Origin of the sequence: Streptomyces coelicoflavus (assembly GCF_045041415.1) — a bacterium.
In the GTDB taxonomy this organism is placed as follows: domain Bacteria; phylum Actinomycetota; class Actinomycetes; order Streptomycetales; family Streptomycetaceae; genus Streptomyces; species Streptomyces coelicoflavus.
The window spans coordinates 2,171,519-2,194,532 of the sequence record NZ_CP108218.1; the positions used below are offsets into that span (position 1 = coordinate 2,171,519).

Here is a 23,014-nt window from a genome sequence, read left to right on the forward strand (position 1 = left end):
GAGGCCCCTGTGCAGATCCGCATGCTTGTCACCATGTCCGGCACCCGCAACGGCAGCAGGTGGCCGGCTCGCGGCGAAACCACCGACCTTCCCGACGGCGAGGCCTCTCGCCTGATCGCCGCCGGCCTCGCCGAGGAGGTCGCCGAGTCCGGTCCGCCGGTGGAGACGGCGACGCTTCCGCCCGCCGAGGTGGCCGCCCCGCCCGCGGCCAAGCCGCCGTCCCGGCGCCGCAGCCGCCCTGGTAAGGGCGAGAGCCCCAAGGAGTAGGGCTGTGGCCAACGAGTACGCCGAGCTGTCCGTCCTCAAGGCGATGTTCGAGGTCGAGACGGACGACACCACCCGGGACGCGCTGCTGTCCAAGGCCCTCACCGCTGCGTCGCGCAGTATCGACCGGGCCTGTGGCCGTCGCTTCTACCTGGACGAGACGGCCACGGCCCGCACTTACAACCCGGCGGGCAAGGTGGTGTTCGACGTGTTCGGGGCCCGGCTCCTCATCGACGACGCGGGCGCCGTCCCGACGCTGGTGGAGACCGGGTCGGGCGGCTCGTTCACTCCGTTCACCGGCTACGAGACGGGCCCGGACAACGCTCTTGCGCGCGGCCGGGCCGTCACGTCCCTGCTGTCCACGTCCTCGAGCTGGGGGCACGGCACCGGACGGGTGCGGGTCACCGCGCAGTGGGGCTGGCCCACGGTGCCCGAGGAGATCGAGCAGGCCACCCTCATCCAGGCGTCCCGCCTGTACAAGCGCAAGGACTCCCCCGAGGGCGTCATGGGCTCCTCGGAGTGGGGCGTGGTCCGCCTGTCCCGCCGGGACCCGGACGTGTGGGCGCTGATCGAGCACTTCATCCTCCCCGGCTTCGGATAGGAGACGCCATGCAGATCTCCGCTGTCCGTGACGCGATCGCGGACGCCGCCCGCACGGTGGTCCTGCCCGCCGGGGTGGGGAAGCTGGTGTGCACCGGCTACGTCCCCGACGGGGTGATCACTCCGTGCTTCTTCGTCGGCGAGGTCGAGGTGTCCTTCGACAAGGCGATGGGCCGCCGCCTGGACGAACTCCTCTTCACGTGCCGCGTGCTGGCCGGCCGCCAGGACGACCGGGCGTCGCAGCGCATCGTGGACGCCCTGTTGTCCGGGGCCGGACCGGCCTCGCTGAAGCAGGCGATCGAGCAGGCGCGCGGAGTCCCGGGCGAGATGGCCCTCGGTGGCCTGGCCGACGACCTCCACCTCCTGCGCGTGCAGGGCTACCGCTGGTTCGAGCATGGCAGTTCCACCTACGTCGGCGCCGAACTGGTGATCAAGGTCATCGGAGACGGGAGCACCTGATGAAGATCCGGATCCTGGTGAGCCAGCCGCCCGGCGCCGTGCTGTATGGCCGGCCGTGGCCCACCGAGGGCAGCGAGATCGACGATCTGCCGACCACGGTGGCCGCGCACCTGGTCGCCTCGGGGGTCGCCGAGGAAGTCACCGAGGCGCCGCCCGCGCGGCGCCGCAAGAGCCGCAGGGGAGGCGACGATGGCTAAGTCCGTCCTGCTCAACGTGAGGGCGTTCGCGGTCGGCCTGGACCTGACCAGCGTCTCCAACAAGATCGAGCTGACGACCGAGGTGGAGGAGAAGCCCACCACGAACTACGGCTCCGACGGATACACCGAGGTCGTCGGCGGGCTGGCCTCCTCGGAGATCGCAGGCGAAGGCCAGTGGGAGGCGGGCGACGAGACCCTCGTGGACGACGCCACTTGGGCCCAGCTCGGCGGTGTCGGCCCCTGGTCGATCAGCGGCAACAACAGTGCCGCGGTCGGCTCCCTGGCCTACTTCACCAAGGCGATGCGGGCGGACTACACGCTGCTGGCCGACGTTGGCGAGGTCGCCCCGTGGACGTCCACCGCGAAGTCGTCGTGGCCGCTGGTGCGCGGTCAGTTCGCCCACCCGCCCGGCACCGCCCGCACCGCCGACGGGAACGGCACCGGCCTCGAGCTGGGCGCCGTCGCAGCCGGGAAACGGTTGTACGCCACGCTGCACGTGCTGTCCGTGGCTGGCACCACACCGTCCCTGACCGCCCGTGTGGAGTCCAGCGCGGATGACACGTTCGCTGCCCCGACCACCCGCGCGACCTTCAACGCGGCGGCCGCGCCGGGCGGGCAGATCGTGCGCACCGACGGCACCGCCATCACCGACACCTGGTGGCGCCTCGCCTGGGACATCACCGGCACCACACCGTCGTTCCTGTTCGCCGCTGCCCTCGGCATCGGCTGACCACCCCATCCCTCAGCCCGGTCCCCGCCTGCGGGCCCGGGCGTCTCGTCACGCCTGAAAGGGAGGCCGGCCATGCCGAAGATGGTGCTGACCGCCGAGTACCTGTCCATCAACTCCAACGACCTCAGCGAGTACACCCGGAAGGCCGAGGTGACGGTCGAGGTCGAGGAAAAGGACGTCACCAACTACAAGTCGCTGGGCTGGAAGGAAGTCATCGGCGGGCTCAAGTCCGGGACGCTGGCCTGCGAGTTCCTCCAGGACTTCGCCGCCACGAAGCTGGACGCGATCATGTGGCCGCTCCTGGGCACCGTCGTCCCGTTCGAGGTGCGCGCCGACCAGGCCGCCGTCGGCCCGTCCAACCCCTCGTACTCCGGGAACGTCCTGATCGCGGGCTGGTCCCCGGTCACCGGCTCCGTCGGCGACGAGGCGACCGTGTCGCAGGACTTCACCACGTCGGGGGCCGTGACCCGGGCGACGACCTGATGCCCCGCGCATCCACCGCGTCGCTCCACCTCGAGCTGACCTCCTCGAACCTGCGCAACGTCTCCAACGCGCTGAAGGCCGAGGAGGACGGCAAGGAGCTGCGCAAGGAGCTGACGAAGAACATGCGTGAGGCCCTCAAGCCGGGGGCCGCACGCGCCAAGTCGTCGATCATGTCGATGGCTTCCACGACCCCGCACGCCGGGCCCGCGCTGAAGACCGCGATCGCCCGGAAGATCCGGCCCGAGGTCCGCATCACCGGCAAGTTCCCCGGCGCCAAGATCAAAGCTTTCAAGACGAAGAACCTGCGGAACTTCCCCAACGCCCCGAAGCGCACCAACCGCTCCTCTGGCTGGCGGCACCCGGTCTACGGCAACCGCGAGGTGTGGGTCACCCAGACCGGCAAGATCAAGTGGTTCGACCGCGCGTTCGAGGGCGAGCAGGCGCACTACAAGCGGCAGGTCCAGTTCGCCCTGGCGGACATGGTCAACCGCATCGCATCCCGATCCGACTGAACGAGGAGGGCCCCGTGCGGGTCACGTACAGCCCCGAAGACGGCGACGAGCAGACGTTCGACTACAACCCCAACCGGCTGCTCTCGGCCGAGCGGGAGGCCCTGGAGAAGCGCACCGGGCGGGCGTTCAACCAGTTCGCCATGGGCGTCCTCAAGGGCGACGCGCTGTGCCGGCGCGCGCTGCTGCACGTCCTGCTGAAGCGGCAGCACCCGACCATCAGCTTCGACGACGTCGACTTCTGCTGGGACGAGCTCACGGTCGAGATGACCAAGGGCGAGATCAGCCTCGCGGTGGAGCGGCTGCGGGAGAAGAACGGCGACGAGGACCTCATCGAGGGGATGCTGTCCGGCTACGACGACGCTCCGGACGACGAGGGAAAAGCCCGGCTGCCGTTCGCCGTCTGAAGCACCTGGGCAACGCCGCCCATCTGCTGCACCTCACCCCGCGGGACTGGGACCTGCTCACCGTCGAAGAGGCCGATCACCTCCTGGCGTGGCTGGACGAGTACCTCGCGCAGATGGAGAAGGCCGCCAAGAAGCGGCGATGACGCCCGTACTGAAGGGGGTTCGCCGTGTCGGACACTAGCCTCGTCTTCGCCCTGTCTACCCGGGACGACACCGGCCCGGGCATGCGCTCCGCGCGGGAGACGGTGGACTCCGAGACGGAGGGCATGGCGGACGACGTCGCCGCCAACGGCTCCAAGATGGGGACTGCGCTGGCGGCGGCCGGCGCCGCGGCCGGGGCGCTGGCGGGGGCGGCGATCATGTCGACGCTGGCGCAGGCGATGGACGTCTCGGAGGCGACCACCCGCCTTGAGGCGCAGCTGGCGAACACGACTGCGGACGTGTCGGCGGCGACGGACGCCATGACGTCTGTGTTCACCGATGGGTGGGGGGAGTCCGCCACCGAGGTCGGCGACGCCATCAAGTCCGTGACCCTGAACATGGACGAGTTCACCGGGCAGAAGGGGCGCCTGGAGGACATGACCAAGGCCGCCCTGGGCCTGTCCAAGGCGTTCGACCAGGAGGTCAACAAGACCACCGCGGCCGCCGGCCAGCTGGTGAAGACCGGCCTGGCCGACTCCTTCGAGGAGGCGATGGACCTCATCGCCGCCGGTCTGAGCAGCGTCGCGAACAAGAGCGACGACCTGCTGGACACCTTCAACGAGTACAGCACTCTCTTCCGGCGGGTGGGTCTGGACGGCAAGACCGCCATGGGCCTGCTCAGCCAGGGCCTCCAGGCAGGCGCCCGGGACTCCGACGCCGTCGCCGACGCGATCGGCATCTTCAGCGAGATGGCCCTCGCCGGGGGCAAGCAGGTCAACGACGCGTTCAAGTCCATCGGCCTGAGCGGTGCGGACATCGGCCGGCGCATGCGGGCGGGCGGCGACGAGGCCACCTCAGCGCTTCAGGACACGATGGACGCCCTACGCGGTACCGATGACGCCACCACGCGGCTCGGCGCCGCCCAGGTGCTGTTCGGGGACCTCGCCAACACGCAGGCGGACGCCCTGTACGCACTGGACCCGGCGAGCGCGGCCGCCGCGGGCGGCTTCGACGACGTGGCCGGCGCGGCCGACAAGGTCGTGCAGAAGCTCGAGGACTCCCCGGCGATGAAGCTGGAGGCCTTCAAGCGCACCGTGCAGCAGAACATCATCGACTTCCTGGGCGGCGAGGTCCTCCCGGCCGTCGTCGACTTCAAGAACCGTTTCGGTAAGGCCGTGCGCGAGGCCTGGGCCGCGGCCGGGGACGGCGGTACCGAGGGCGTCGACCGCGTCCTGAACTTCGTCGTGCTCCTCGGCGAGCGCATCGGTCAGAAGATCCTCACCGACCTGGTGCCCAAGGCGGCGGAGGGGCTGGCCATGTTCGGCCAGAAGCTCGCCCAGTACGCCATGCAGGACCCCGAGAACCTGTTCAAGATCGTGCTGCTCGCGGCCGCGCTCATCCTCGCGCTCACCCAGCTCCCGCTCCTCCTGATCGCGACCCTGGGCACGGTCGCGGGACTGATCATCGGCGGCTTCGTCGCCGAACTGATCAAGAAGGGGCAGGAGAAGTTCCCCGAGTGGTGGGCGTCCTTCAAGGACTGGGCCGGGTCCCTGCCGGGCGAGGTCAGCGGGATCTTCAGCGCGATCGGCTTCGCCATCGGCATCTGGTTCTCCCGCCTGTGGTCCGAGTACGTCTCCGACCCGGTCAGCCGCCAGTGGTCCGCCTTCATCAGCACCGTGAAGGCCCTGCCCGGCCGCGCAGTCGACGCACTGGCCGGCCTGGGCAGCGGCATCGCCAGCCGCGCCTGGAACGCCTTCCAGTCGATGAAGGACGCTGCCGTCGCTCAGGCCATGTCCCTGATCTCGTGGGTGCGCGGGATGCCGGAGACCCTGGCGGGCGCCATCAGCGGCGGCGCCTGGCGCATGTACAACGCCGGCCTCGACTTCGTGAAGGGCCTGTGGAACGGCATCTCTGCCATGGGCGGCTGGCTGTGGTCCATGGTCTCCAACTTCGCCTCGGACTACATCGTCGACCCGGTGAAGGACTTCCTGCACATCGGTTCCCCGTCCAAGCTGGCCGCCGACGAGATCGGCCACTGGATCCCCGCCGGTATCGCCGTGGGAGTCGAGGACAACGCGGGCGTGGTCGACGACGCGATGCGCGGCCTGGTCGACCCAGCCGCCTACCGGCCCGCCCCCGGCACCATGCCGGGCCCCTCGTCAGCGGCCACACTCGGCGCCAACCAGGCCCAGGTCCGCGTGCAGTTCGAGTTCGTCGGCGGCAACCGGGCCTTCCGCGAATGGTTCCAGGAGGACGTCCGCGTCGTCGCGGGCGGCGACGTCGTCAAGTACGCGGGAGGATGACCATGCCCAGCCTGCCCCCGCCCGTGTGGGCCGAGCTGCACTACGACGGGACCTGGAACGACATCACCGAGGACGTGCACGTCAGAACGGCCCCGGTCACCGTGACCCGGGGCCTGTCCTCGGAGTCGTCCACCGAGGCCGACCCGACGTCGTGCACGTGCGTCCTGGACTCCCGGGACAACCGCTACTCGCCCCGCAACCCCATGAGCCCGCTGTTCGGGAAGATCGGCCGCAACACCCCCTTCCGCTGGGGGTACGAGGTGGGCTCGCCGTGGGTGGAGCTGACCACGGTAGAGAACGGACTGACCACCCCCGGCACCACCACGCTCGCGGTGGGCGACTTCGACCTGCGCATGGACCTCGCCCTGGACACCTGGATCGGCCGGGACCTGGCCGGCCGGTACCAGCCCACCGGCGAGAACCGGGCGTGGGCAGTGAACGTCGCCGCGACGGGCCAGATCGGGCTTACCTGGTCCCCGGACGGAACGTTCCCCAGCCGGCTCACTCAGTTCTCCACCGTGCCGCTCTGGGCGTACAACGGACAACGGCTCACGGTCCGGGTGACGCTGGACGTGGACAACGGTGCGGGCGGCCACACGCTGCGGTTCTACACGGGCCGCACTGTGGACGACGACGAGTGGGAGCCGGTGGGGGATCCGGTGGTGGTCGCGGGGACCACAGCCGTGTTCGATGGCCTCGCCGACCTCGAGCTGGGCCGGGTCCTCAACCTCGCTGGCGACGCCGTCGCGGGGAAGCTGTACGCCTTCCGGCTGCTGAACGGCATCGACGGCACCGTGGTGGCGTCCATGGACGCGTCCGACGCCGAGCCCGGCGACACCTCGTTCACGTCCGGCGGGCTCGTCTGGACGACCGTCAACGCCGCCTCGCTGTCGAACCGGCATGTGCGCATGGCCGGGGAGATCCCGGCCTGGCCGCCCACCCGGGACCTGTCCGGCAACTACAACGTGGTCTCGATCGCGCCGACGGGGATCACGCGGCGGATGGACGCCGGGAACAAGCCCCAGGACTCCGCACTCAGGCGGTTCATCAAGGGGTGGGTCTCCGGCTTCATCAAGGAGCGGGGACCGCTCGAGTGCTGGCCGCTCACGGACGGCGTGGACTCCGAGACCGCCAAGAGCCTCGTCGGCGGCCGGGACATGGTGATCGGCGCCGACTCATTTGACAGCCCGCCCACCTGGGCGGCCGGGACACTCGCCGACTGGGTCGAACCCGTGGCCGCGATGAAGGCCAACACACGCGGCACCTTCTACGGCTACACCCCCCGCTATGGGTACACGGGCACCTCGTGGAGCGTGGACCTGTTCCTGACGGGGGGCGCCAGCAGCGCGATCTGGAGTCTCACTCTCTTCGACACGGGCGCCGGCACGGACGCCGACAACCAGGTCAGCATCAAGATGACCATCGGCGGGGACCCCGCCCCCGGGCAGGTGTCCGCGATCCGCCACTCCGAAGGCTCCGACAGCTCCTCAGAGGCGTTCCTCGGCAACTACACCGTCGACCTGTTCGACGACCGGCCGCACCACATCCGGGTCAGCATCGACGTCGGCCCCTTCCCCGGCTGGCACTTCTATGTCGACGGCGAGCAGCAGGCGTTCGCGCTGCTGGATGTCGACATGAAATCGCTGAGTCTCATCCGGTTCGGCTGGGCCTACTTCTCCACCGCAGACCTCACCGACCGCGCGGCCGGCTACCTCACCTACTGGGACCAGGACGGTCCGACGGCTGCCGAGGTGTGGGACGCCTACATGGGGTTCCAGGGCGAGGGCGCCAGCACCCGGATCAAGCGCCTGGCTGGCGAGGCTGGATACACGGCGTCGACGGGCGGTGACCCCGTCCTCCAGCAGCGGACGGGGATCCAGGACCAGGCGAAGCTCCTGGCCCTGCTCAACGAGGCCAACAACAGCGACTTCGGGTATCTGCTGGACGCCCGAGACCGGGCCGAGGTGATCCAGCGAGGCGGCTCCACGCTGTGGAACCAGGCGCCCGCGCTGACCCTCGACTACGCGGCCGGGCTGATCGGTGCCCCCTTCAAGCCGGTCGACGACGACAAGCTCACCGAGAACGACGTCTCGGTGCGACGGGCCTACGGCAGCGTCGCGGCACAGCACGTCCTCGAGGAAGGGGAGCTGTCGGTCCAGGACCCGCCGAACGGGGTGGGCCGCTACGACAACGCCTACACGTACTCGCTGGGCTCGGACGGGCAGGCCGACCAGGTCGCGTCGATGCGGCTGCATCTGGGCACCTACAACGGCGTCCGCTACACCAGGCTGACGCTCAACCTCGCGAACGAGCGGGTGTTCGCGATGATCGACGAGATCCTCCGCATCGACGTCGGCGACAAGATCCGGCTGACCAACCTCCCGCCGGATCACGGGCCGGACGCGGTGGACGTCCTCGTGCACGGCTACGAGGAGGAAGCGGGACCGGACGCCTGGACGATCACCTTCAACTGCCGCCCCGGCGAGCCGTGGACAACGGGGGTCGCGGACAGCTTCGGCTCCCGCGCGGACACGGACGGCTCGCAGCTGGAGGCCGCCATCGACGCCGACGACACCCTGGTGTCCCTGGCGGTCACCGGCGAACGGCTGTGGACCAGCGACCCCGCGGACATGCCGTTCGACCTGCGGGTGGGCGGCGAGATCGTGACCGTGGTCAGCCCCGGCCAGCTCGTCAACGCGGGCCAGAACCCGTTCTTCGACACGGACATCGTCGGCTGGAGTTCCGAGGGCGCCACCCTGTCCTGGACGGACGCGGTGGTGCACCCGGACCCGCACGCCCGCGGGTCGCTCCTCATCACCCCCGACGGCGGCGGAAGCTTCGCGGGAGCGGTCGACGCACTGTCCGGTGCGGGCAGCGTCACCCCGGGCACCGCCTACGTCATGTCTGCGTGGGTGTACTCCCCGGGCGGCTGGTCGGACATCCGGCCGTCGGTCTACTGGTACGACGCCGCTGGCACGTTCCTGTCGACCAGCGCCGGGTCTGCCCTGTCCGCGCCCGCCGGGCAGTGGACGTTCCTCCAGGGCACGTATACGGCACCGGCGTCTGCCGGGCAGGCCCGGGCTCGCATCCGGCACGGCAACACCCCCACTGCGGCGGACGTGCTGTACGTGTGGGCGGCTCGGATCACCCCGGCGACCGCTGGGACCGGCCCGCAGACGTTCACCGTTGTCCGGTCCGTCAATGGCGTCACCAAGGCGCACGCGGCGGGCGCGGACGTGCGGCTGGCCACCCCAAACTACGCGGCCCTGTAGGCCGGGAAGGAGCAGCGGTGACCGACTGGCTCGGCGGGATGCGCACGACCGCGGCCCGCCTGTACGAGACCGACCTGATCGGCAGGCTGGTGTTCCTCGCCAACCGGAACGCCAGCCAGAGCATCAGCAGCGGCGGCGACACCGCGTCCAACGCGCTGTCCTGGGACGCGGTGGACCTGGACGTGCTCGGCGGCTGGACCGTCGGCCAGCCCACCCGCTGGACCGCTCCCAGGGCCGGGTGGTGGACATTCCAGGGCGCCGTGGGGTTCAACAACCGGACCGCCGGCACCATCCGGGAGTGCTGCTGGTACGTCAACGGTGGCCTCATCTCCATGGGCCGCTCCCGCCCCATCGTCAGCAGCAGCATCGCCGACACCGCCCTCACCGTGGACGCCCGGGCCGTCCCCCGGCTGATGGCCGTCGGCGACTACGTGGAGCTGATCCCCGCGCAGAACAGCGGCACCGCGCTGGACACGGCTACCGGCTCCCTCCGGCCGTACATCTCGATCACCTACAGCGGGCCCGCGTAGCCCCTGCCGTCCGCACGTAGCCCCGCGCCGTCCTGGCCCGGGGCCTTTCTCATCTGGAGGCCCTATGGCCACACCCATGACCGCGTCGGCGTTCGTCAAGGCGCTACGCGACGAGGGCCTGACCGTCGTCGAGGTGGGCGACTGGCGGGACCACAACCGCAACCACAAGGGCGCCTGGGGCCCGGTCAACGGGGTGATGATCCACCACACCGTCACCCGGGGCAGCGCCCGGACCGTCGACATCTGCCGCCACGGCTACGCCAGCCTGCCCGGCCCGCTGTGCCACGGCGTCATCACCAAGGACGGCAGGGTCCATCTGGTCGGCTACGGCCGGGCCAACCACGCCGGTCTCGGCGACGACGACGTGCTGCGTGCCGTCGTCGCGGAGAAGGCGCTGCCCCGGGACAACGAGGCCAACACCGACGGCAACCGGCACTTCTACGGCTTCGAGTGCGAGAACCTCGGCGACGGCCACGACCCCTGGCCCGCCGCCCAGCTCGAGGCGATCGAGCGCGCGGCCGCCGCGATCTGCCGGCACCACGGCTGGAACGAACGCTCGGTGATCGGCCACCTCGAGTGGCAGCCCGGGAAGGTCGACCCCCGCGGCTTCACCATGGCGTCGATGCGCGCCCGCGTGGCCGACCGCCTCGACGGCCCCTCCAGCGGCGGCTGGAAACCCAGCAACCCCAGCACTCCCAAGGAGGATCTCGACATGGACAAGGGCGACGTCTTCGACGCGACCTGGGACACCGACGGCCTGCCGGCGCCCACGTTCGCGCCGGACGTGAAGAAGAACCCGCGCTGGACGGCGTCCAGCTACCTGCGGTCCATCTACAACGCGGTGGCCGGCCTTCCCGCCGCGCTCGCCGCGCTCCGCAAGGACGTCGCCGCGCTGCGCGCCGACGTCGCCGCGCTCAAGAAGGAGTCCTGACCCATGCGTATCTCCAACATCGCCAAGGCCATCGTGGGCGGCGTGGCCGCCGGGGCCGCCGCCGCGGTCACCGCCGTGCAGGACAACGTCGTGACGACCGGCGAGGGCGTCACCATCGTCCTCGCCGTCCTCGGCGCCTGGGGCATCACCTACGCCGTGCCCAACCGCAAGCAGCCGGAGGCCTGATGACCACGCCTGAGACGGGCGTGTACATCAGCAACGGCCAGATGTACCAAGAGGTGAGGGACCTGGCTCAGGCGGTCGGCCGCATCGAGTCCAAGGTGGACAGCTTCCTCGACGAGGCCAAGGACATCCGCTCCGACGTCCAGGACCACGAGCTCAGGATCCGCACCCTCGAACGGGCCCGATGGCCCATGCCCACGATCGGCGTCCTCGCCGGCGTCGCCGGTGCCGCCACCGGCGCGCTCGCCCTCTTCGCCCGATGACCGCGGCCCCGCTCTCCCATCGGCAGATTCCAGGGATCGTCGCAACACAGTGATCAACTGGTTGTCGCCAGGAGCTTAGCGAGGCGCTCGGCTGGGGTTTCCCAGCCGAGCGTCTTTCGCGGTCTGGCGTTGAGCTCGGCCGCGACCGTGTCGAGGTCCTCGCGGCTGTGCTGGGCGAGGTTGGTGCCCTTGGGGAAGTACTGCCGGAGCAGGCCGTTGGTGTTTTCGTTCGAGCCGCGCTGCCAGGGACTGCCGGGGTTGCAGAAGTAGACCGGCATGTCGGTTGCCGTGGAGAAGACGTGGTGGCTGGCCATCTCGTTGCCCTGGTCCCACGTCAGCGACCGCCGCAGGTGGGGCGGAAGTTGGGCGACGGTCTCGGCCAGGGCCTTGTGAAAGTGCTCGGCTTGGTGGCCGTCCGGCAGGTGGACCAGCATGACGTACCGGGTGGCGCGTTCGACCAGGGTGCCGATCGCGGACTTGTGCCGGGCGCCGACGATGAGGTCCCCCTCCCAGTGCCCGGGGACGGCACGGTCGGCGGCCTCGGCCGGCCGGTCGCTGATCATCAGCATGTTGCCGGTGAACCGCGGCTGGCGCTTGGCGGCCTGGCGGTGCGGCCTGCGGCGGACCCGCCCAGAACGCAGGGCCCGGGTCAGTTCTCGCCGAAGTTCTCCGCGGCCCTGGACGTAGAGGGCCTGGTAGATCGTCTCGTGGACCACGTGCATCTCCGGCCGGTCAGGGAAGCGTCTGCGCAGAGCGTGGCAGATCTGCTCCGGGCTCCAGCGCTTGGTGAGATGGTCCTGGATGAAGTCTCGCAGCTCCGGGTTCTGGCCGATCCTGCCCGGCTTGGGACGTGGCCGGCGGGCGTCGGCCCGCCGCTGGGCCGCGTGGGGCCGGTAGTACCAGCGGCCGTCTGGCAGGACGCTGCGGTTGCGCCGGATCTCGCGGCTGATCGTGGACGGGCTGCGGCCCAGCTCCGCCGCGATGGCGCGGACGGTGGCCTTCTCCCGTACCCGGTCGGCTATGTGGATTCGTTCGGTTTCCGTCAGAAAACGCGAAGGAGCGCCCGAGGCCACCCGCACGATGTGCGCAGGTGGCCTCGGGCGCTTTTTGCGTCCTTCGGGCCGGCCGTTCCTCCACTCGCGGCCGGTCCGGATGTTGATGCCGACGAGCTTGCTCGCCTCTTTGTTGCTGTAGCCCAGGTCCACGAGCCGGAAGTATTCCTCCCGCTCACGCCGGAGCTTCGCCCCCCTGGTCTGCTTGTCCTTCCGGATCTCGAAGCCCATCGAGCACCCCTTCAAGCTGGGGTGTTGCAACGACCACTAGAACGGAAGATCTGGGAGGGCGGGGCCGCTTCGTCATGCCTGGGGTGAGTCGACGACGTAGGAGCCCTTCCCGCGGACAGTGCGGACCAGGCCCCGGTCGACGAGCAGCTGCACGGCGGCGCGGGCGGTCGGCCGGGACACCCCGAACTCGGCGACGAGGTCGGCCTCGGAGGGGATGCGCCGGCGCGGCGGGTAGGTGCCGTCGGCGATCCGCGCGGCGAGCACGTTCGCGATCTGCTCGTACAGAGGATCGGGCCCGTCCAGGTCCAGGGTCATATCTCGACCGTAGGTGTGCTACGTCGATGCTTCTCGTCGGGTGACGTGACCTGACAAGAGGTGACAGGCGGGGTAGCTTCGGAACGAGAGAACCCCCGCGGCCTGGCAGGGCCCGGGGGATGGCCGACTGGGTGGAGTCGACATGGACGAGAGTACGCAGAGCCAGGGCACCAAGGACAGCCCGGCGAGCGCCGGCTACTGCTCATGGCACAACCGGATCGTTGACAGCGTGCGGCGTATCCAGCTCACCGAGGCGGGCAGCGGCGGCAAGGTCCACTACGCCTGCGTGCACTGCGTGAGGATCTTCAAGCTCACCCCCTACGAGGACCAGTGAGCCGCCGCCTGCCCAACGCGGCTCGCCTGCCGCGCGCGGTCTACTCCGGGTGGGCGTGCGTCTGGTGCGGCGCCTCCCTCAGCCTCGGCGGCGCCCCCGCTGGCCGCGCCCGCGGGCAGATAGGGGCCTTCTGCCTGGACGTCGACGTCTACCAGTGCCTGCCCGGCCGCGACTGCCCGGCCGCCACCAAGCCCGCACCGGCCACGGAGGGAAGCCGCCGATGACTGACGAGCCCGACCGCCCCCGCCTTCCAGGCCACGAGATGGGCTACTGCTGGGTCAAGTTCGGCAAGCGGCAGCTGCACTGCTGCCGCGAGCCGTACCACTCCGACGACGACGGCAAGGGCGGCCATTGGACGCCCTACGGCGGCGGCCCCGAACACTTCCGCTCCCGGCTCGAACCCCGCCGGCCGAGCCGGTAGCGGAACCCGCGGCCCGTCTCCGTCCCCCGTCGGAGGCGGGCCGCTCTCGCGTTTCTGAGAGGTTGTGGCCGGATGTTCCAGCCGGTCAGGGCGCTCGCGACGTTCCGGAATCCTTCCGGTCGGCGCCGGAATTCCGGTCCCGTTCCGTAGGTTCACGGCTCGCTACGGCACTCGATGAAATACATCGGAACGACTGTATCCGCAGGTCACAGCCCCTCCACGACCCTGACCTGCCTATCCGTTTCCGGCCTGGAACATCCAGTGCTGCTTCTCGAGGTCGGCCGTGATCTGGATGAAGATGTCCTCACTCACCGGATCGGGGTCGCCGCTCACCGCGATCCGTTCACGCATCCGCCCGATCACCGCGCCCAGCGCGTCCACGATGGTCTGCACGGCGGTGGTGTCGTCGACCCAGCCCTCGGGGGTCACGTCGATGCCGCTGCCGACGGCGACCGTCGCGGCCCGCCCGTCCGGGGACACGCCGAGCGCCGAGGCACGTTCGGCCACGGTGTCCGAGTGCGTGCGGGCGGTGTCGACGAGTTCGTCGAGCTGGAGGTGTACGGAGCGAAAGCGCGGACCGACCACGTTCCAGTGGATCTGCTTCGCCACCAGGGCCAGATCGACCAGGTCGACCAGGGCCCCCTGCAACGCCTCGGAGACGGTCTTCAGGTCCGCGTCGGACAACGGGCTCTTCACGACGTACATCCACGCCTCCGTCGGTTCGTCCCCCGGCCATCTCCCTCCACGATGACCGCACGCGCACGGACCGGCAAACCGACGGGCGACCGGGCTCGAGCACGGTCCGGGAACGCGAAGGCCGGGGAACGCGAAAACCCCGACCACGTCCCTCCGGTCCTTCGGAGCGACCCCGGCCGGGGTCTCACAAGCACACGCTCACGGGCGCTCAGGCGGCGACGACGTCCACTGCCTCGGCGGGCGCCTTGATGGTCACCCGTTCCGGTGGCACACCGGTCACGGAGACGGAACCCAGCATCGGGCGCACCGGTGCCGGTACGGTCTCGCTGGGGGTCGCCGCGGCGGACTGGGCCAGCTCGGCGAGGGCGAGCTCGTCGCTCACTTCCCGCATGAGCTCGGACATCCGTACGTCCAGCGCGTCGCAGATGGCGGAGAGCAGCTCGGAAGAGGCCTCCTTCTGCCCCCGCTCCACCTCGGAGAGATAGCCGAGTGAGACTCGGGCGGACGAGGAGACTTCGCGCAGAGTACGGCCCTGGCGTTGGCGCTGCCGACGCAGCACGTCACCCAGCAGGCGACGGAGCAGAATCATCGGTGGCTCCCTCCTCGGACCGTGTAACCGCATCCTTCACGCCCCACCGTACCGCCTCGCGCCGCGGCCGTGCGGGGAGCGATGTCGTGTTCACTCAGGGCTGCAAACATCAAAACCCCCCGTTCCGTTCCGTATCCTGTGCCCGCTCATTCCCGGTCTGTTCGCTCGCAAGCTCCCTCAAAAGAAGTGCGAGTACGCTCCGTACACTCTCCATACGAATTTCCGCGCGGTCGCCGTTCAACCGCAGCGCCTCCACTTTTCCGCCATCGGCGCAACCCCGCTCGGCCCCGAAGGGCCCGTCCACGGCCACGAAAACCGTCCCCACGGGCTGCCCGTCCTGCGGGTCCGGGCCGGCGACGCCCGTCGTCGCGATGCCCCAGTCGGCGCCCAGCGCCGTGCGCACGCCTGCCGCCATCTGGGCGGCGACCTGCGCATCCACCGCTCCGCGCGCCGCGAGCAGCTCGCCGTCGACGGCGAGCAGTTCCCGCTTCAGCTGCGTCGCGTAGGCGGTGACGGAGCCCCGGAAGGCCTGGGACGCCCCGGGGACCGCAGTGAGCGCGGCAGCGACCATTCCGCCGGTCAACGACTCGGCGACCGCAAGGGTCTCGCCCCTTACCGTGAGTAGTCGCACCACGTCGGCGGCCGTGGAACTCAAACTTCCGACTCCTTCGACGCATCCTTCAACGCCGCTCTGCGTTCGGCGATTCCCCGGCGGCGCAGCACAATGGCCTGCTTCACATAGTCGAGGCCGGTCGCGACCGTCAGGACGACCGCCGCGGCCATCACCCAGAACCTCAGGGTGGCCAGGGGCCCCGTCAGCGCCAGGACGTACATGCCGACGGCGATGCCCTGGGTGAGCGTCTTGAGCTTGCCGCCCCGGCTCGCGGGAATGACGCCGTACCGGATGACCACGAAACGCAGGACGGTGATCCCGAGTTCCCGGCCGAGGATCACGGCCGTCACCCACCAGGGCAGGTCGCCCAGCGCGGACAGGCAGATGAGCGCCGCTCCCATGATCGCCTTGTCGGCGATGGGGTCGGCGATCTTCCCGAAGTCGGTGACGAGGTTGTAGGTGCGCGCCAGGTGCCCGTCGAAGAGGTCGGTGAACATGGCGACGGCGAAGGCCGCCCAGGCGAAGGAGCGCCAGGCCGGGTCGTATCCGCCGTTGCCCAGCATCAGCACCACGAAGACCGGCACGAGAACCAGCCGGAACATCGTCAGCAGATTGGCGACGTTCCAGACGCTCGCCTGGTTGACGGCGGCGGCCGCGATCTTGCCGCCACGCCCGCCGGCACTGCCCTCCGTCGCGCCCCGTCCCACGGCACCCCCCGGAGTCGTACGCTCGGCCGGTCCCTGAGCCGCCCCGGGAGTGCCGCGCGGGCCGGTCCTGCGCGCGCCGGAGGAACCGCCCGCGGCGGACGCCGGGACACCGCTCATCTGCCGGCCTCCTCACTCCACTCGGGCGAGCCCTCCAGTGGCTCGGCCACCAGGTCGACACCTTCCGTACCGACCACCTTCGCGTCGACCATACGACCGACACACAGGCCTTCGCCGCTCGTGAGCAGCACCTGGCCGTCCGTCTCGGGCGCCTGGTGCTCCGCGCGGCCGCGGACGCCGTCTCCTCCGTCGGCGGGGTCCACGGACTCCACCAGTACCCGCACGGTCGCTCCGACACGCTCGTCGGCCCGCTGCGAGACCAGTTCCTCGGCCAGGCGGGAGACACGTGCCAGCCGCTCGGCGACGACGTCCTCGTCCAGCTTGTCGCCGTAGGTCGCCGCCTCGGTGCCCTCCTCGTCGGAGTAGCCGAAGACGCCGATGGCGTCCAGCCGGGCGTGGTTCAGGAACCGCTCCAGCTCGGCGAGGTCGGCCTCGGACTCGCCGGGGAAGCCGACGATGAAGTTGGAGCGCACCCCCGCCTCGGGAGCCTTGCTCCGGATGGTGTCGAGGAGCTCCAGGAAGCGGTCGGTGTCGCCGAAGCGGCGCATGGCGCGCAGCACGTTCGGCGCGGAGTGCTGGAAGGAGAGGTCGAAGTAGGGCACGACCTTCTCGGTGGAGGTGAGCACGTCGATCAGGCCGGGGCGCATCTCGGCCGGCTGGAGGTAGCTGACCCGCACCCGCTCGATGCCGTCGACCTCGGCGAGGTTCGGCAGGAGCGACTCGAGGAGCCGGATGTCGCCGAGGTCCTTGCCGTAGGAGGTGTTGTTCTCGGAGACCAGCATGATCTCCTTGACGCCCTGCTCGGCCAGCCACCGCGTCTCGTTCAGCACGTCGCTCGGGCGGCGCGAGATGAAGGAGCCGCGGAAGGACGGGATGGCGCAGAAGGAGCAGCGCCGGTCGCAGCCCGAGGCCAGCTTCACCGAGGCGACCGGGGAGCCGTCCAGGCGGCGGCGCAGGGGCGCGCGGGGCCCGGAGGCGGGGGCGACGCCCTCGGGGAGGTCGGTCGGGCCGTGCCCGGGCAGGGCGACCGCGGCACCGGCCTCCTGGCGCTCGGCGGGGCTGATCGGCAGCAGCTTGCGCCGGTCGCGCGGGGTGTGGGCGGCGTGGATTCCGCCGTTCAGGATGGTTTGCAGGCGGTCGGAGATGTCGGCGTAGTCGTCGAAGCCGAGGACGCCGTCGGCCTCCGGGAGGGCGTCGGCCAGCTCCTTGCCGTAGCGCTCGGCCATGCAGCCCACCGCGACCACGGCCTGCGTTCTTCCGTGACCCTTGAGGTCGTTGGCCTCCAGGAGGGCGTCGACGGAGTCCTTCTTGGCGGCCTCGACGAAGCCGCACGTGTTCACGACGGCGACGTCCGCTTCCTCGGCGTCGTCGACGAGCTTCCAGCCGTCCGCCTCCAGACGGCCTGCGAGCTCCTCCGAGTCCACCTCGTTACGGGCGCAGCCAAGGGTGACGAGTGCGACGGTGCGGCTTTCAGGCATGGGCTCAAGACTACTTCGTCCCGCCGACAGCCCACGTCGACGGGGTTGGCCGTCCCCGGCCGGCCCCGTGACGACCCGCCGCGGCGGATCCGCTACCCGACCTGCGGGTCGCCCTTCGTGTACGTCAGCCGCTCGACGGCGCCGGGCTGGAAGTCGTCCTCGATCTTCTTGCCGTTGACGTAGAGCTCTATGGCTCCGGCGTCGCCGAGGACGAGGTTGACCTTTTCGTTGTCCTGGAAGGTCTTGGAGTCGCCCTGCTTGAGCAGTCCGTCGAAGAGCAGCCGGCCGTTGTGGTCCTTGGCGGAGATCCAGCTGCGCCCGTCGGTGGCGCTGACCTTGACGGTCACCTTGTCCGCGGGCGCGGCGGCGATGGCGCTGTCGCTCGGTTCCGGCTTGGGGTCGGCGGGCTTCTCCGGCTTGGCGCTGGGCGAGGCGGAGGCGCCGGACGAGGCGTTGGCCCCCTCGGCGACACTCGCCTCGTTGCCGCCGTCGTCCCCGCCCTTGACGAAGGTGAAGCCGACGAAACCGATCACGGCGACGATGGCGGCGACCATGGCGGCGGTCCAGTTGGGTCCGCGCCGCTCGGGACGGATGCGCTCCGCCTCGAACAGCGGTGCGGTGGCGGTCGGCGCCGGGCGCCCGCCGTGCTCGGCGTCGAAGCGCGCGAGCAGTTCGGCCGGGTCGAGCCCGACGGCCTTGGCGAGGGTGCGGATGTGACCGCGCGCGTAGACGTCGCCCCCGCAGGGCGCGAAGTCGTCCGCCTCGATGGCGTGCACGATGGCGATGCGGACCCGGGTGGCGGTGGTGATGTCGTCGACGGTCAACCCGGCGGCGATCCGTGCCTGCTTGAGGGCACGGCCGACGGAGGGGCGGGCTTCCTCGGAAACGCCTTCGGGGACGTCGTGGGACACGTCTTCGATCGGACGCTCGTCTTCGGGAGAGTTGCCGTTGGACACGGGGGCGCCTTTCGAGCGTTTAGCCGCCTGTGCTGGGCGTTCAGTCTAGGAGGGGGGCGAAGGGGTGGGGCAAGCGGACGGTACGACCTTTACACCATCGGAATGGCCCGACACTCCGATGGTGGACTACCTGTTTGTCACTTCCCTCAACTTGACGTAGGGCCTGGGGAAACGGTTGCTCAATGATCCCTAACGGGTGAGTCACGATCGGCCGCCCGGCCGTCGCGACCCTCCGCCGACGAAACATCGGCGGAACCCTTCGCCTACCCGTCCCTACCCCTCAGACTCCCCCCGGATGACCGCGAGCACGCCGTCCAGCTCGTCGGGCTTCACAAGAACGTCACGAGCCTTCGAACCCTCGCTCGGGCCGACGATGCTCCGCGACTCCATCAGGTCCATCAGCCGCCCGGCCTTGGCGAAGCCGACGCGCAGCTTGCGCTGGAGCATCGAGGTCGACCCGAACTGCGTGGAGACGACCAGCTCGGCGGCCTGGCACAGCAGGTCGAGGTCGTCGCCGATGTCCTCGTCGATCTCCTTCTTCTGCTTGGTGCCGACGGTGACGTCGTCCCGGAAGACCGGCGCCATCTGGTCCTTGCAGTGCTGGACGACGACCGCGATCTCCTCCTCGGTCACGAACGCCCCCTGCATGCGGGTGGGCTTGTTCGCGCCCATCGGCAGGAAGAGCCCGTCGCCCTTGCCGATCAGCTTCTCGGCGCCGGGCTGGTCGAGGATGACCCGGGAGTCGGCGAGCGAGGAGGTGGCGAAGGCGAGCCGGGAGGGCACGTTGGCCTTGATCAGGCCGGTGACGACGTCCACGGAGGGCCGCTGGGTGGCGAGCACCAGATGGATGCCGGCCGCGCGCGCGAGCTGCGTGATCCTGACGATCGCGTCCTCGACGTCGCGCGGCGCGACCATCATCAGGTCGGCCAGCTCGTCCACGATCACCAGCAGGTACGGGTACGGCTGGAGTTCGCGCTCGCTGCCCTCGGGCGTCTTGGCCCTGCCCTCGCGCACCGCGCGGTTGAAGTCGTCGATGTGCCGGTAGCCGTAGGCGGCGAGGTCGTCGTAGCGCAGGTCCATCTCGCGCACGACCCACTGGAGCGCCTCGGCGGCCCGCTTCGGGTTGGTGATGATCGGCGTGATCAGGTGCGGGATGCCCTCGTACGCCGTCAGCTCGACCCGCTTGGGGTCGACGAGGATCATCCGGACGTCCTCCGGGGTCGCCCGCATCATGATCGAGGTGATCAGGCAGTTGATGCAGGACGACTTGCCGGAGCCGGTGGCGCCGGCGACCAGCATGTGCGGCATCTTCGCCAGCGAGTGCATGACGTAGCCGCCTTCGACGTCCTTGCCGAACGCGACCAGCATCGGGTCGTCGTCCTCCGCGGACTCCGCGAGGCGCAGCACGTCGCCGAGGTTGACCATCTCCCGGTCGGTGTTGGGGATCTCGATGCCGACCGCGGACTTGCCGGGGATCGGGCTGATGATCCGCACGTCGGGACTGGCGACGGCGTACGCGATGTTCTTGGTCAGCGCGGTGATCCGCTCGACCTTCACGGCGGGGCCCAGTTCGACCTCGTAGCGCGTGACGGTCGGGCCGCGGGTGAAGCCGGTGACGGCGGCGTCGACCTTGAACTCGGTGAAGACGGTGGTCAGCGAGGCGACTATGGCGTCGTTGGCGGCACTGCGCGCCTTGCCGGGGCCGCCGCGCGTGAGGGAGTCGAGGGACGGCAGGGAGTAGGTGATGTCGCCGGAGAGCTGGAGCTGCTCGGCCCGCGGCGGCAGGTCCCGTTCCTTGGGCAGCGGCGTCTTCGTGAGGTCGGGCACGCCACCGCCCGCCGCCTCGTCCCCGGGCTCCTTGGCGGCGTCCTTCTTGAGCTTGCCCGGCTGCGGCCGCGCGGCCGGCACGGGCGTCGGGGTCGGGGTCGGGGTCGTGGACTCGCGGTCCCCCGTGCTCACGCCCTGGGTGAGGTCGGCGACCAGCGGCGAGGGCGGCATTCCGTGCAGTACGGCGCCGTCGAGCGCGGCGGCCGCGGCCGCGGCGACGTCCACGGCGTCCATCGGGCGGTTCATCTCGGGCTGCGGCACGGCGGACCGCCGGGGCCTGCCGCGGCGCCGGCCGAGCGCCTCCTGCTCGGCCGCGTCGGGGTCGTACGGCTGCTCGGCTGCGGCCGGCGCCCCGCGCTTGCGGGTTCGGGCGGGCAGCGCCTCGCGCCACTGTTCGTCGTAGCGCTCGTCGTCGTCCGTGAAGACGTCCGCCTCCGGGTCGCCCACCAGGCCGAGCCGCACCCCGAGCTGCCGCAGCCGCTGGGGGATCGCGTTGACCGGCGTGGCGGTGACGACGAGCAGACCGAAGACCGTCAGCAGCACGAGCAGCGGCACGGCCAGCACGTCGGTCATCGTGTACGACAGCGGGGTCGCCGCTCCCCAGCCGATCAGCCCGCCGGCGTCCCTTATGGCCTGCATGCCGTCGCTGCGGGCGGGCGAGCCGCAGGCGATGTGCACCTGGCCGAGCACGCCGACGACGAGCGCGGACAGGCCGATCACGATCCGTCCGTTGGCCTCGGGCTTCTCGGGGTGCCGGATCAGGCGTACGGCGATGGCGCCGAGCAGGATCGGCGCGAGCAGGTCGAGGCGGCCGAAGGCGCCGGTCACGAGGATCTCGACGAGGTCGCCGACGGGGCCCTTGAGGTCGGCCCAGGTGCCCGCGGCGACGATCAGCGCCATGCCGAGCAGCAGCAGGGCGACACCGTCCTTGCGGTGGGCCGGGTCGAGGTTCTTGGCGCCCTGCCCTATGCCGCGGAAGACGGCGCCGACTCCGTGCGCGAGGCCCAGCCAGAGCGCGCGCACCAGCCGGTAGACGCCCCCGGTGGGGTTCGGAGCCGGTTTGGGCGCGGGCTTCTTCGCCGCGGCCTTCTTGGCGGGCGCCTTCTTCGCGGGTGCCTTTTTGGCGGCGGCCTTCTTGGCGGGGCCCTTCGCGGGAGCGGCCGCCTTCTTCGCGGGCTGCTTCTTGGCTGCGGAGGGACGTGAGGCCATGGGTGTGAGGTTACCGGGGGAGACGGCGGACGACACGTGTGCCAACCGCTTCACCCGTTCGTGTCGCCCCCGGGCAGAGGCGGAACTGACGACTCCGGTACAGCGTCTGACGCCTCCTCACCGGGCGGCGCGTCGCAGAGGGCTGCCACCGGATGCCCAGGGCTGCCCGAGACCCCCGTACCGCGCCGCACGGGGCACCAGGGGGTCGGGCGACGTCAGTTGACGGCGGCCTGGTCTCCGGGCGTGCCCGGCTCCAGGGCGTCCAGGGCCCGTCGCAGCCCGGTGAGCTTGCGCTCCAGATGGGCCGCGGTCGCCACCGCCGCCGCGTCCGTCGACTCGTCGCCCAGCTGCTTGGACAGCGCCTCTGCCTGCTCCTCCACGGCCGCGAGCCGGGCCGACAGCTCGGCCAGCAGCCCCGCCGGCTCCTTGGCCTCGCCGGCCTCGGCCTTGCCGTTGCCCTCCAACTGGAGGCGCAGCAGTGCCGCCTGTTCGCGCAGCTGGCAGTTCTTCATGTACAGCTCGACGAAGACCGAGACCTTGGCGCGCAGCACCCAGGGGTCGAACGGCTTGGAGATGTAGTCCACCGCGCCCGCCGCGTACCCGCGGAAGGTGTGGTGGGGGCCGTGGTTGATCGCGGTGAGGAAGATGATCGGGATGTCCCGGGTCCGCTCCCGTCGCTTGATGTGCGCGGCGGTCTCGAAACCGTCCATGCCCGGCATCTGCACGTCCAGCAGAATGACCGCGAAATCGTCCGTGAGCAGTGCTTTGAGCGCTTCCTCCCCGGACGATGCCCGCACCAGCGTCTGATCGAGCGCCGAGAGGATCGCCTCCAGCGCAAGCAGATTCTCCGGCCGGTCATCGACCAGGAGGATCTTGGCCTTCTGCACCATGGCCCGCCCTCCTCGCCCCGGCGTGGGGCCTCCCCTGTCCACAGGACTCGACGCGGCACCGGCGGGTGCCGCCCCGGCGGACGGCTCCCTTGCGCCGCCCGTCCTCGTGCCGGTCATCGTAGCCGCACCCCGCCTGTCGCCACACCCTGTCACCGTGATGTCACTGTGCTCATAGCAGAAACGCGGCGGGAGACCAGAAGGTTCCCCGAATCCCGTACTTCTACACGGTTTCGGGCACGCTCGGTCAGCGACCGCGCGTGAGCCCCGAAGGTCCCCGCCGTTTACACACACTCCACGTTCGCACACC

Annotated in this window: 27 protein-coding genes; 17 read left to right on the top strand and 10 right to left on the bottom strand. The window is 70.4% G+C overall.

The window, feature by feature from the left end; translation table 11 throughout:
* Positions 1-9 precede the first annotated feature (9 nt).
* The 14 genes from OHA99_RS09410 to OHA99_RS09475 all read left to right on the top strand — a co-directional run bounded on the left by OHA99_RS09410 (position 10) and on the right by OHA99_RS09475 (position 11,272).
* Entirely contained in the window at positions 10-267 is a 258-nt protein-coding gene (locus OHA99_RS09410; RefSeq protein WP_405695279.1) for a hypothetical protein, read from the top strand.
* Between the two features lie 4 nt (positions 268-271).
* Positions 272-865: a phage gp6-like head-tail connector protein gene (locus tag OHA99_RS09415; RefSeq protein ID WP_405695281.1), complete on the top strand. Its 594-nt coding sequence runs from the start codon at positions 272-274 to the stop codon at positions 863-865.
* Between the two features lie 8 nt (positions 866-873).
* On the top strand, positions 874-1,323 hold the full coding sequence (locus OHA99_RS09420) for a hypothetical protein (protein WP_405695284.1): 450 nt from the start codon (positions 874-876) through the stop codon (positions 1,321-1,323).
* Positions 1,323-1,520: a hypothetical protein gene (locus OHA99_RS09425; protein WP_405695287.1), complete on the top strand. Its 198-nt coding sequence runs from the start codon at positions 1,323-1,325 to the stop codon at positions 1,518-1,520. Before OHA99_RS09420 ends, OHA99_RS09425 begins: the two co-directional genes overlap by 1 nt.
* The gene (locus tag OHA99_RS09430; protein WP_405695290.1) at positions 1,513-2,250 is read left to right on the top strand and encodes a hypothetical protein; all 738 of its coding nucleotides are present in this window, start codon (positions 1,513-1,515) and stop codon (positions 2,248-2,250) included. Before OHA99_RS09425 ends, OHA99_RS09430 begins: the two co-directional genes overlap by 8 nt.
* 72 nt (positions 2,251-2,322) lie before the next feature.
* The gene (locus tag OHA99_RS09435; RefSeq protein WP_405695293.1) at positions 2,323-2,733 is read left to right on the top strand and encodes a hypothetical protein; all 411 of its coding nucleotides are present in this window, start codon (positions 2,323-2,325) and stop codon (positions 2,731-2,733) included.
* Positions 2,733-3,245: a hypothetical protein gene (locus OHA99_RS09440; RefSeq protein ID WP_405695295.1), complete on the top strand. Its 513-nt coding sequence runs from the start codon at positions 2,733-2,735 to the stop codon at positions 3,243-3,245. Before OHA99_RS09435 ends, OHA99_RS09440 begins: the two co-directional genes overlap by 1 nt.
* Positions 3,246-3,259: 14 nt before the next feature.
* Positions 3,260-3,649 carry a hypothetical protein gene (locus OHA99_RS09445; RefSeq protein WP_405695298.1) on the top strand — a complete coding sequence of 130 codons (390 nt, stop codon included), beginning with the start codon at positions 3,260-3,262 and terminating at the stop codon, positions 3,647-3,649.
* 167 nt (positions 3,650-3,816) lie between these two features.
* Complete coding sequence (locus OHA99_RS09450; protein ID WP_405695301.1) at positions 3,817-6,093, top strand: phage tail tape measure protein; 2,277 nt, start codon at positions 3,817-3,819, stop codon at positions 6,091-6,093.
* A 2-nt stretch (positions 6,094-6,095) separates the two neighbouring features.
* Positions 6,096-9,365 carry a hypothetical protein gene (locus tag OHA99_RS09455; RefSeq protein ID WP_405695303.1) on the top strand — a complete coding sequence of 1,090 codons (3,270 nt, stop codon included), beginning with the start codon at positions 6,096-6,098 and terminating at the stop codon, positions 9,363-9,365.
* A gap of 17 nt (positions 9,366-9,382) precedes the next feature.
* Positions 9,383-9,895 (top strand): hypothetical protein, encoded by a 513-nt coding sequence (locus OHA99_RS09460; RefSeq protein WP_405695305.1) that lies wholly within the window; start codon positions 9,383-9,385, stop codon positions 9,893-9,895.
* Positions 9,896-9,959: 64 nt separating this feature from the next.
* Complete coding sequence (locus tag OHA99_RS09465) at positions 9,960-10,826, top strand: N-acetylmuramoyl-L-alanine amidase (RefSeq protein ID WP_405695307.1); 867 nt, start codon at positions 9,960-9,962, stop codon at positions 10,824-10,826.
* 3 nt (positions 10,827-10,829) lie between these two features.
* A complete protein-coding gene (locus tag OHA99_RS09470) occupies positions 10,830-11,012 on the top strand; it encodes a hypothetical protein (RefSeq protein ID WP_405695310.1) in 183 nt (60 codons plus the stop codon).
* Positions 11,012-11,272 (top strand): hypothetical protein, encoded by a 261-nt coding sequence (locus OHA99_RS09475; RefSeq protein ID WP_405695312.1) that lies wholly within the window; start codon positions 11,012-11,014, stop codon positions 11,270-11,272. Before OHA99_RS09470 ends, OHA99_RS09475 begins: the two co-directional genes overlap by 1 nt.
* Before the next feature lie 53 nt (positions 11,273-11,325).
* On the opposite strand, the gene OHA99_RS09480 is transcribed toward OHA99_RS09475, so the two are convergent.
* Positions 11,326-12,555 (bottom strand): IS30 family transposase, encoded by a 1,230-nt coding sequence (locus OHA99_RS09480; protein ID WP_405694274.1) that lies wholly within the window; start codon positions 12,553-12,555, stop codon positions 11,326-11,328.
* 72 nt (positions 12,556-12,627) lie between these two features.
* Positions 12,628-12,870 (bottom strand): GntR family transcriptional regulator, encoded by a 243-nt coding sequence (locus OHA99_RS09485; protein WP_405695315.1) that lies wholly within the window; start codon positions 12,868-12,870, stop codon positions 12,628-12,630.
* Positions 12,871-13,012: 142 nt separating this feature from the next.
* Between OHA99_RS09485 and OHA99_RS09490 the strand changes: the two genes are divergently transcribed.
* Genes OHA99_RS09490 through OHA99_RS09500 form a run of 3 tightly spaced genes read left to right on the top strand, consistent with a single transcriptional unit; the run spans position 13,013 to position 13,625 of the window.
* Entirely contained in the window at positions 13,013-13,204 is a 192-nt protein-coding gene (locus OHA99_RS09490; RefSeq protein ID WP_405695317.1) for a hypothetical protein, read from the top strand.
* A complete protein-coding gene (locus tag OHA99_RS09495) occupies positions 13,201-13,428 on the top strand; it encodes a hypothetical protein (RefSeq protein ID WP_405695320.1) in 228 nt (75 codons plus the stop codon). The genes OHA99_RS09490 and OHA99_RS09495 overlap by 4 nt, the downstream gene beginning before the upstream one ends.
* Entirely contained in the window at positions 13,425-13,625 is a 201-nt protein-coding gene (locus tag OHA99_RS09500; RefSeq protein WP_405695321.1) for a hypothetical protein, read from the top strand. Before OHA99_RS09495 ends, OHA99_RS09500 begins: the two co-directional genes overlap by 4 nt.
* A 234-nt stretch (positions 13,626-13,859) precedes the next feature.
* On the opposite strand, the gene OHA99_RS09505 is transcribed toward OHA99_RS09500, so the two are convergent.
* From OHA99_RS09505 to OHA99_RS09540, 8 genes are all read right to left on the bottom strand, one after another.
* Positions 13,860-14,330: a Dps family protein gene (locus OHA99_RS09505; protein ID WP_153177654.1), complete on the bottom strand. Its 471-nt coding sequence runs from the start codon at positions 14,328-14,330 to the stop codon at positions 13,860-13,862.
* A gap of 199 nt (positions 14,331-14,529) precedes the next feature.
* Positions 14,530-14,910 carry a helix-turn-helix domain-containing protein gene (locus OHA99_RS09510; RefSeq protein ID WP_007387871.1) on the bottom strand — a complete coding sequence of 127 codons (381 nt, stop codon included), beginning with the start codon at positions 14,908-14,910 and terminating at the stop codon, positions 14,530-14,532.
* 109 nt (positions 14,911-15,019) lie between these two features.
* Complete coding sequence (locus OHA99_RS09515) at positions 15,020-15,565, bottom strand: CinA family protein (RefSeq protein WP_153177655.1); 546 nt, start codon at positions 15,563-15,565, stop codon at positions 15,020-15,022.
* A complete protein-coding gene (gene pgsA / locus OHA99_RS09520; RefSeq protein ID WP_165684662.1) occupies positions 15,562-16,347 on the bottom strand; it encodes a CDP-diacylglycerol--glycerol-3-phosphate 3-phosphatidyltransferase in 786 nt (261 codons plus the stop codon). Before pgsA ends, OHA99_RS09515 begins: the two co-directional genes overlap by 4 nt.
* A complete protein-coding gene (gene rimO, locus OHA99_RS09525; protein ID WP_153177657.1) occupies positions 16,344-17,825 on the bottom strand; it encodes a 30S ribosomal protein S12 methylthiotransferase RimO in 1,482 nt (493 codons plus the stop codon). Before rimO ends, pgsA begins: the two co-directional genes overlap by 4 nt.
* A gap of 92 nt (positions 17,826-17,917) precedes the next feature.
* A complete protein-coding gene (locus tag OHA99_RS09530) occupies positions 17,918-18,781 on the bottom strand; it encodes a helix-turn-helix domain-containing protein (RefSeq protein ID WP_153177658.1) in 864 nt (287 codons plus the stop codon).
* A 273-nt stretch (positions 18,782-19,054) separates the two neighbouring features.
* Complete coding sequence (locus OHA99_RS09535) at positions 19,055-21,817, bottom strand: DNA translocase FtsK (RefSeq protein WP_405695327.1); 2,763 nt, start codon at positions 21,815-21,817, stop codon at positions 19,055-19,057.
* A 215-nt stretch (positions 21,818-22,032) separates the two neighbouring features.
* Positions 22,033-22,707 (bottom strand): two-component system response regulator, encoded by a 675-nt coding sequence (locus OHA99_RS09540; RefSeq protein ID WP_007387864.1) that lies wholly within the window; start codon positions 22,705-22,707, stop codon positions 22,033-22,035.
* Between the last annotated feature and the right edge of the window lie 307 nt (positions 22,708-23,014).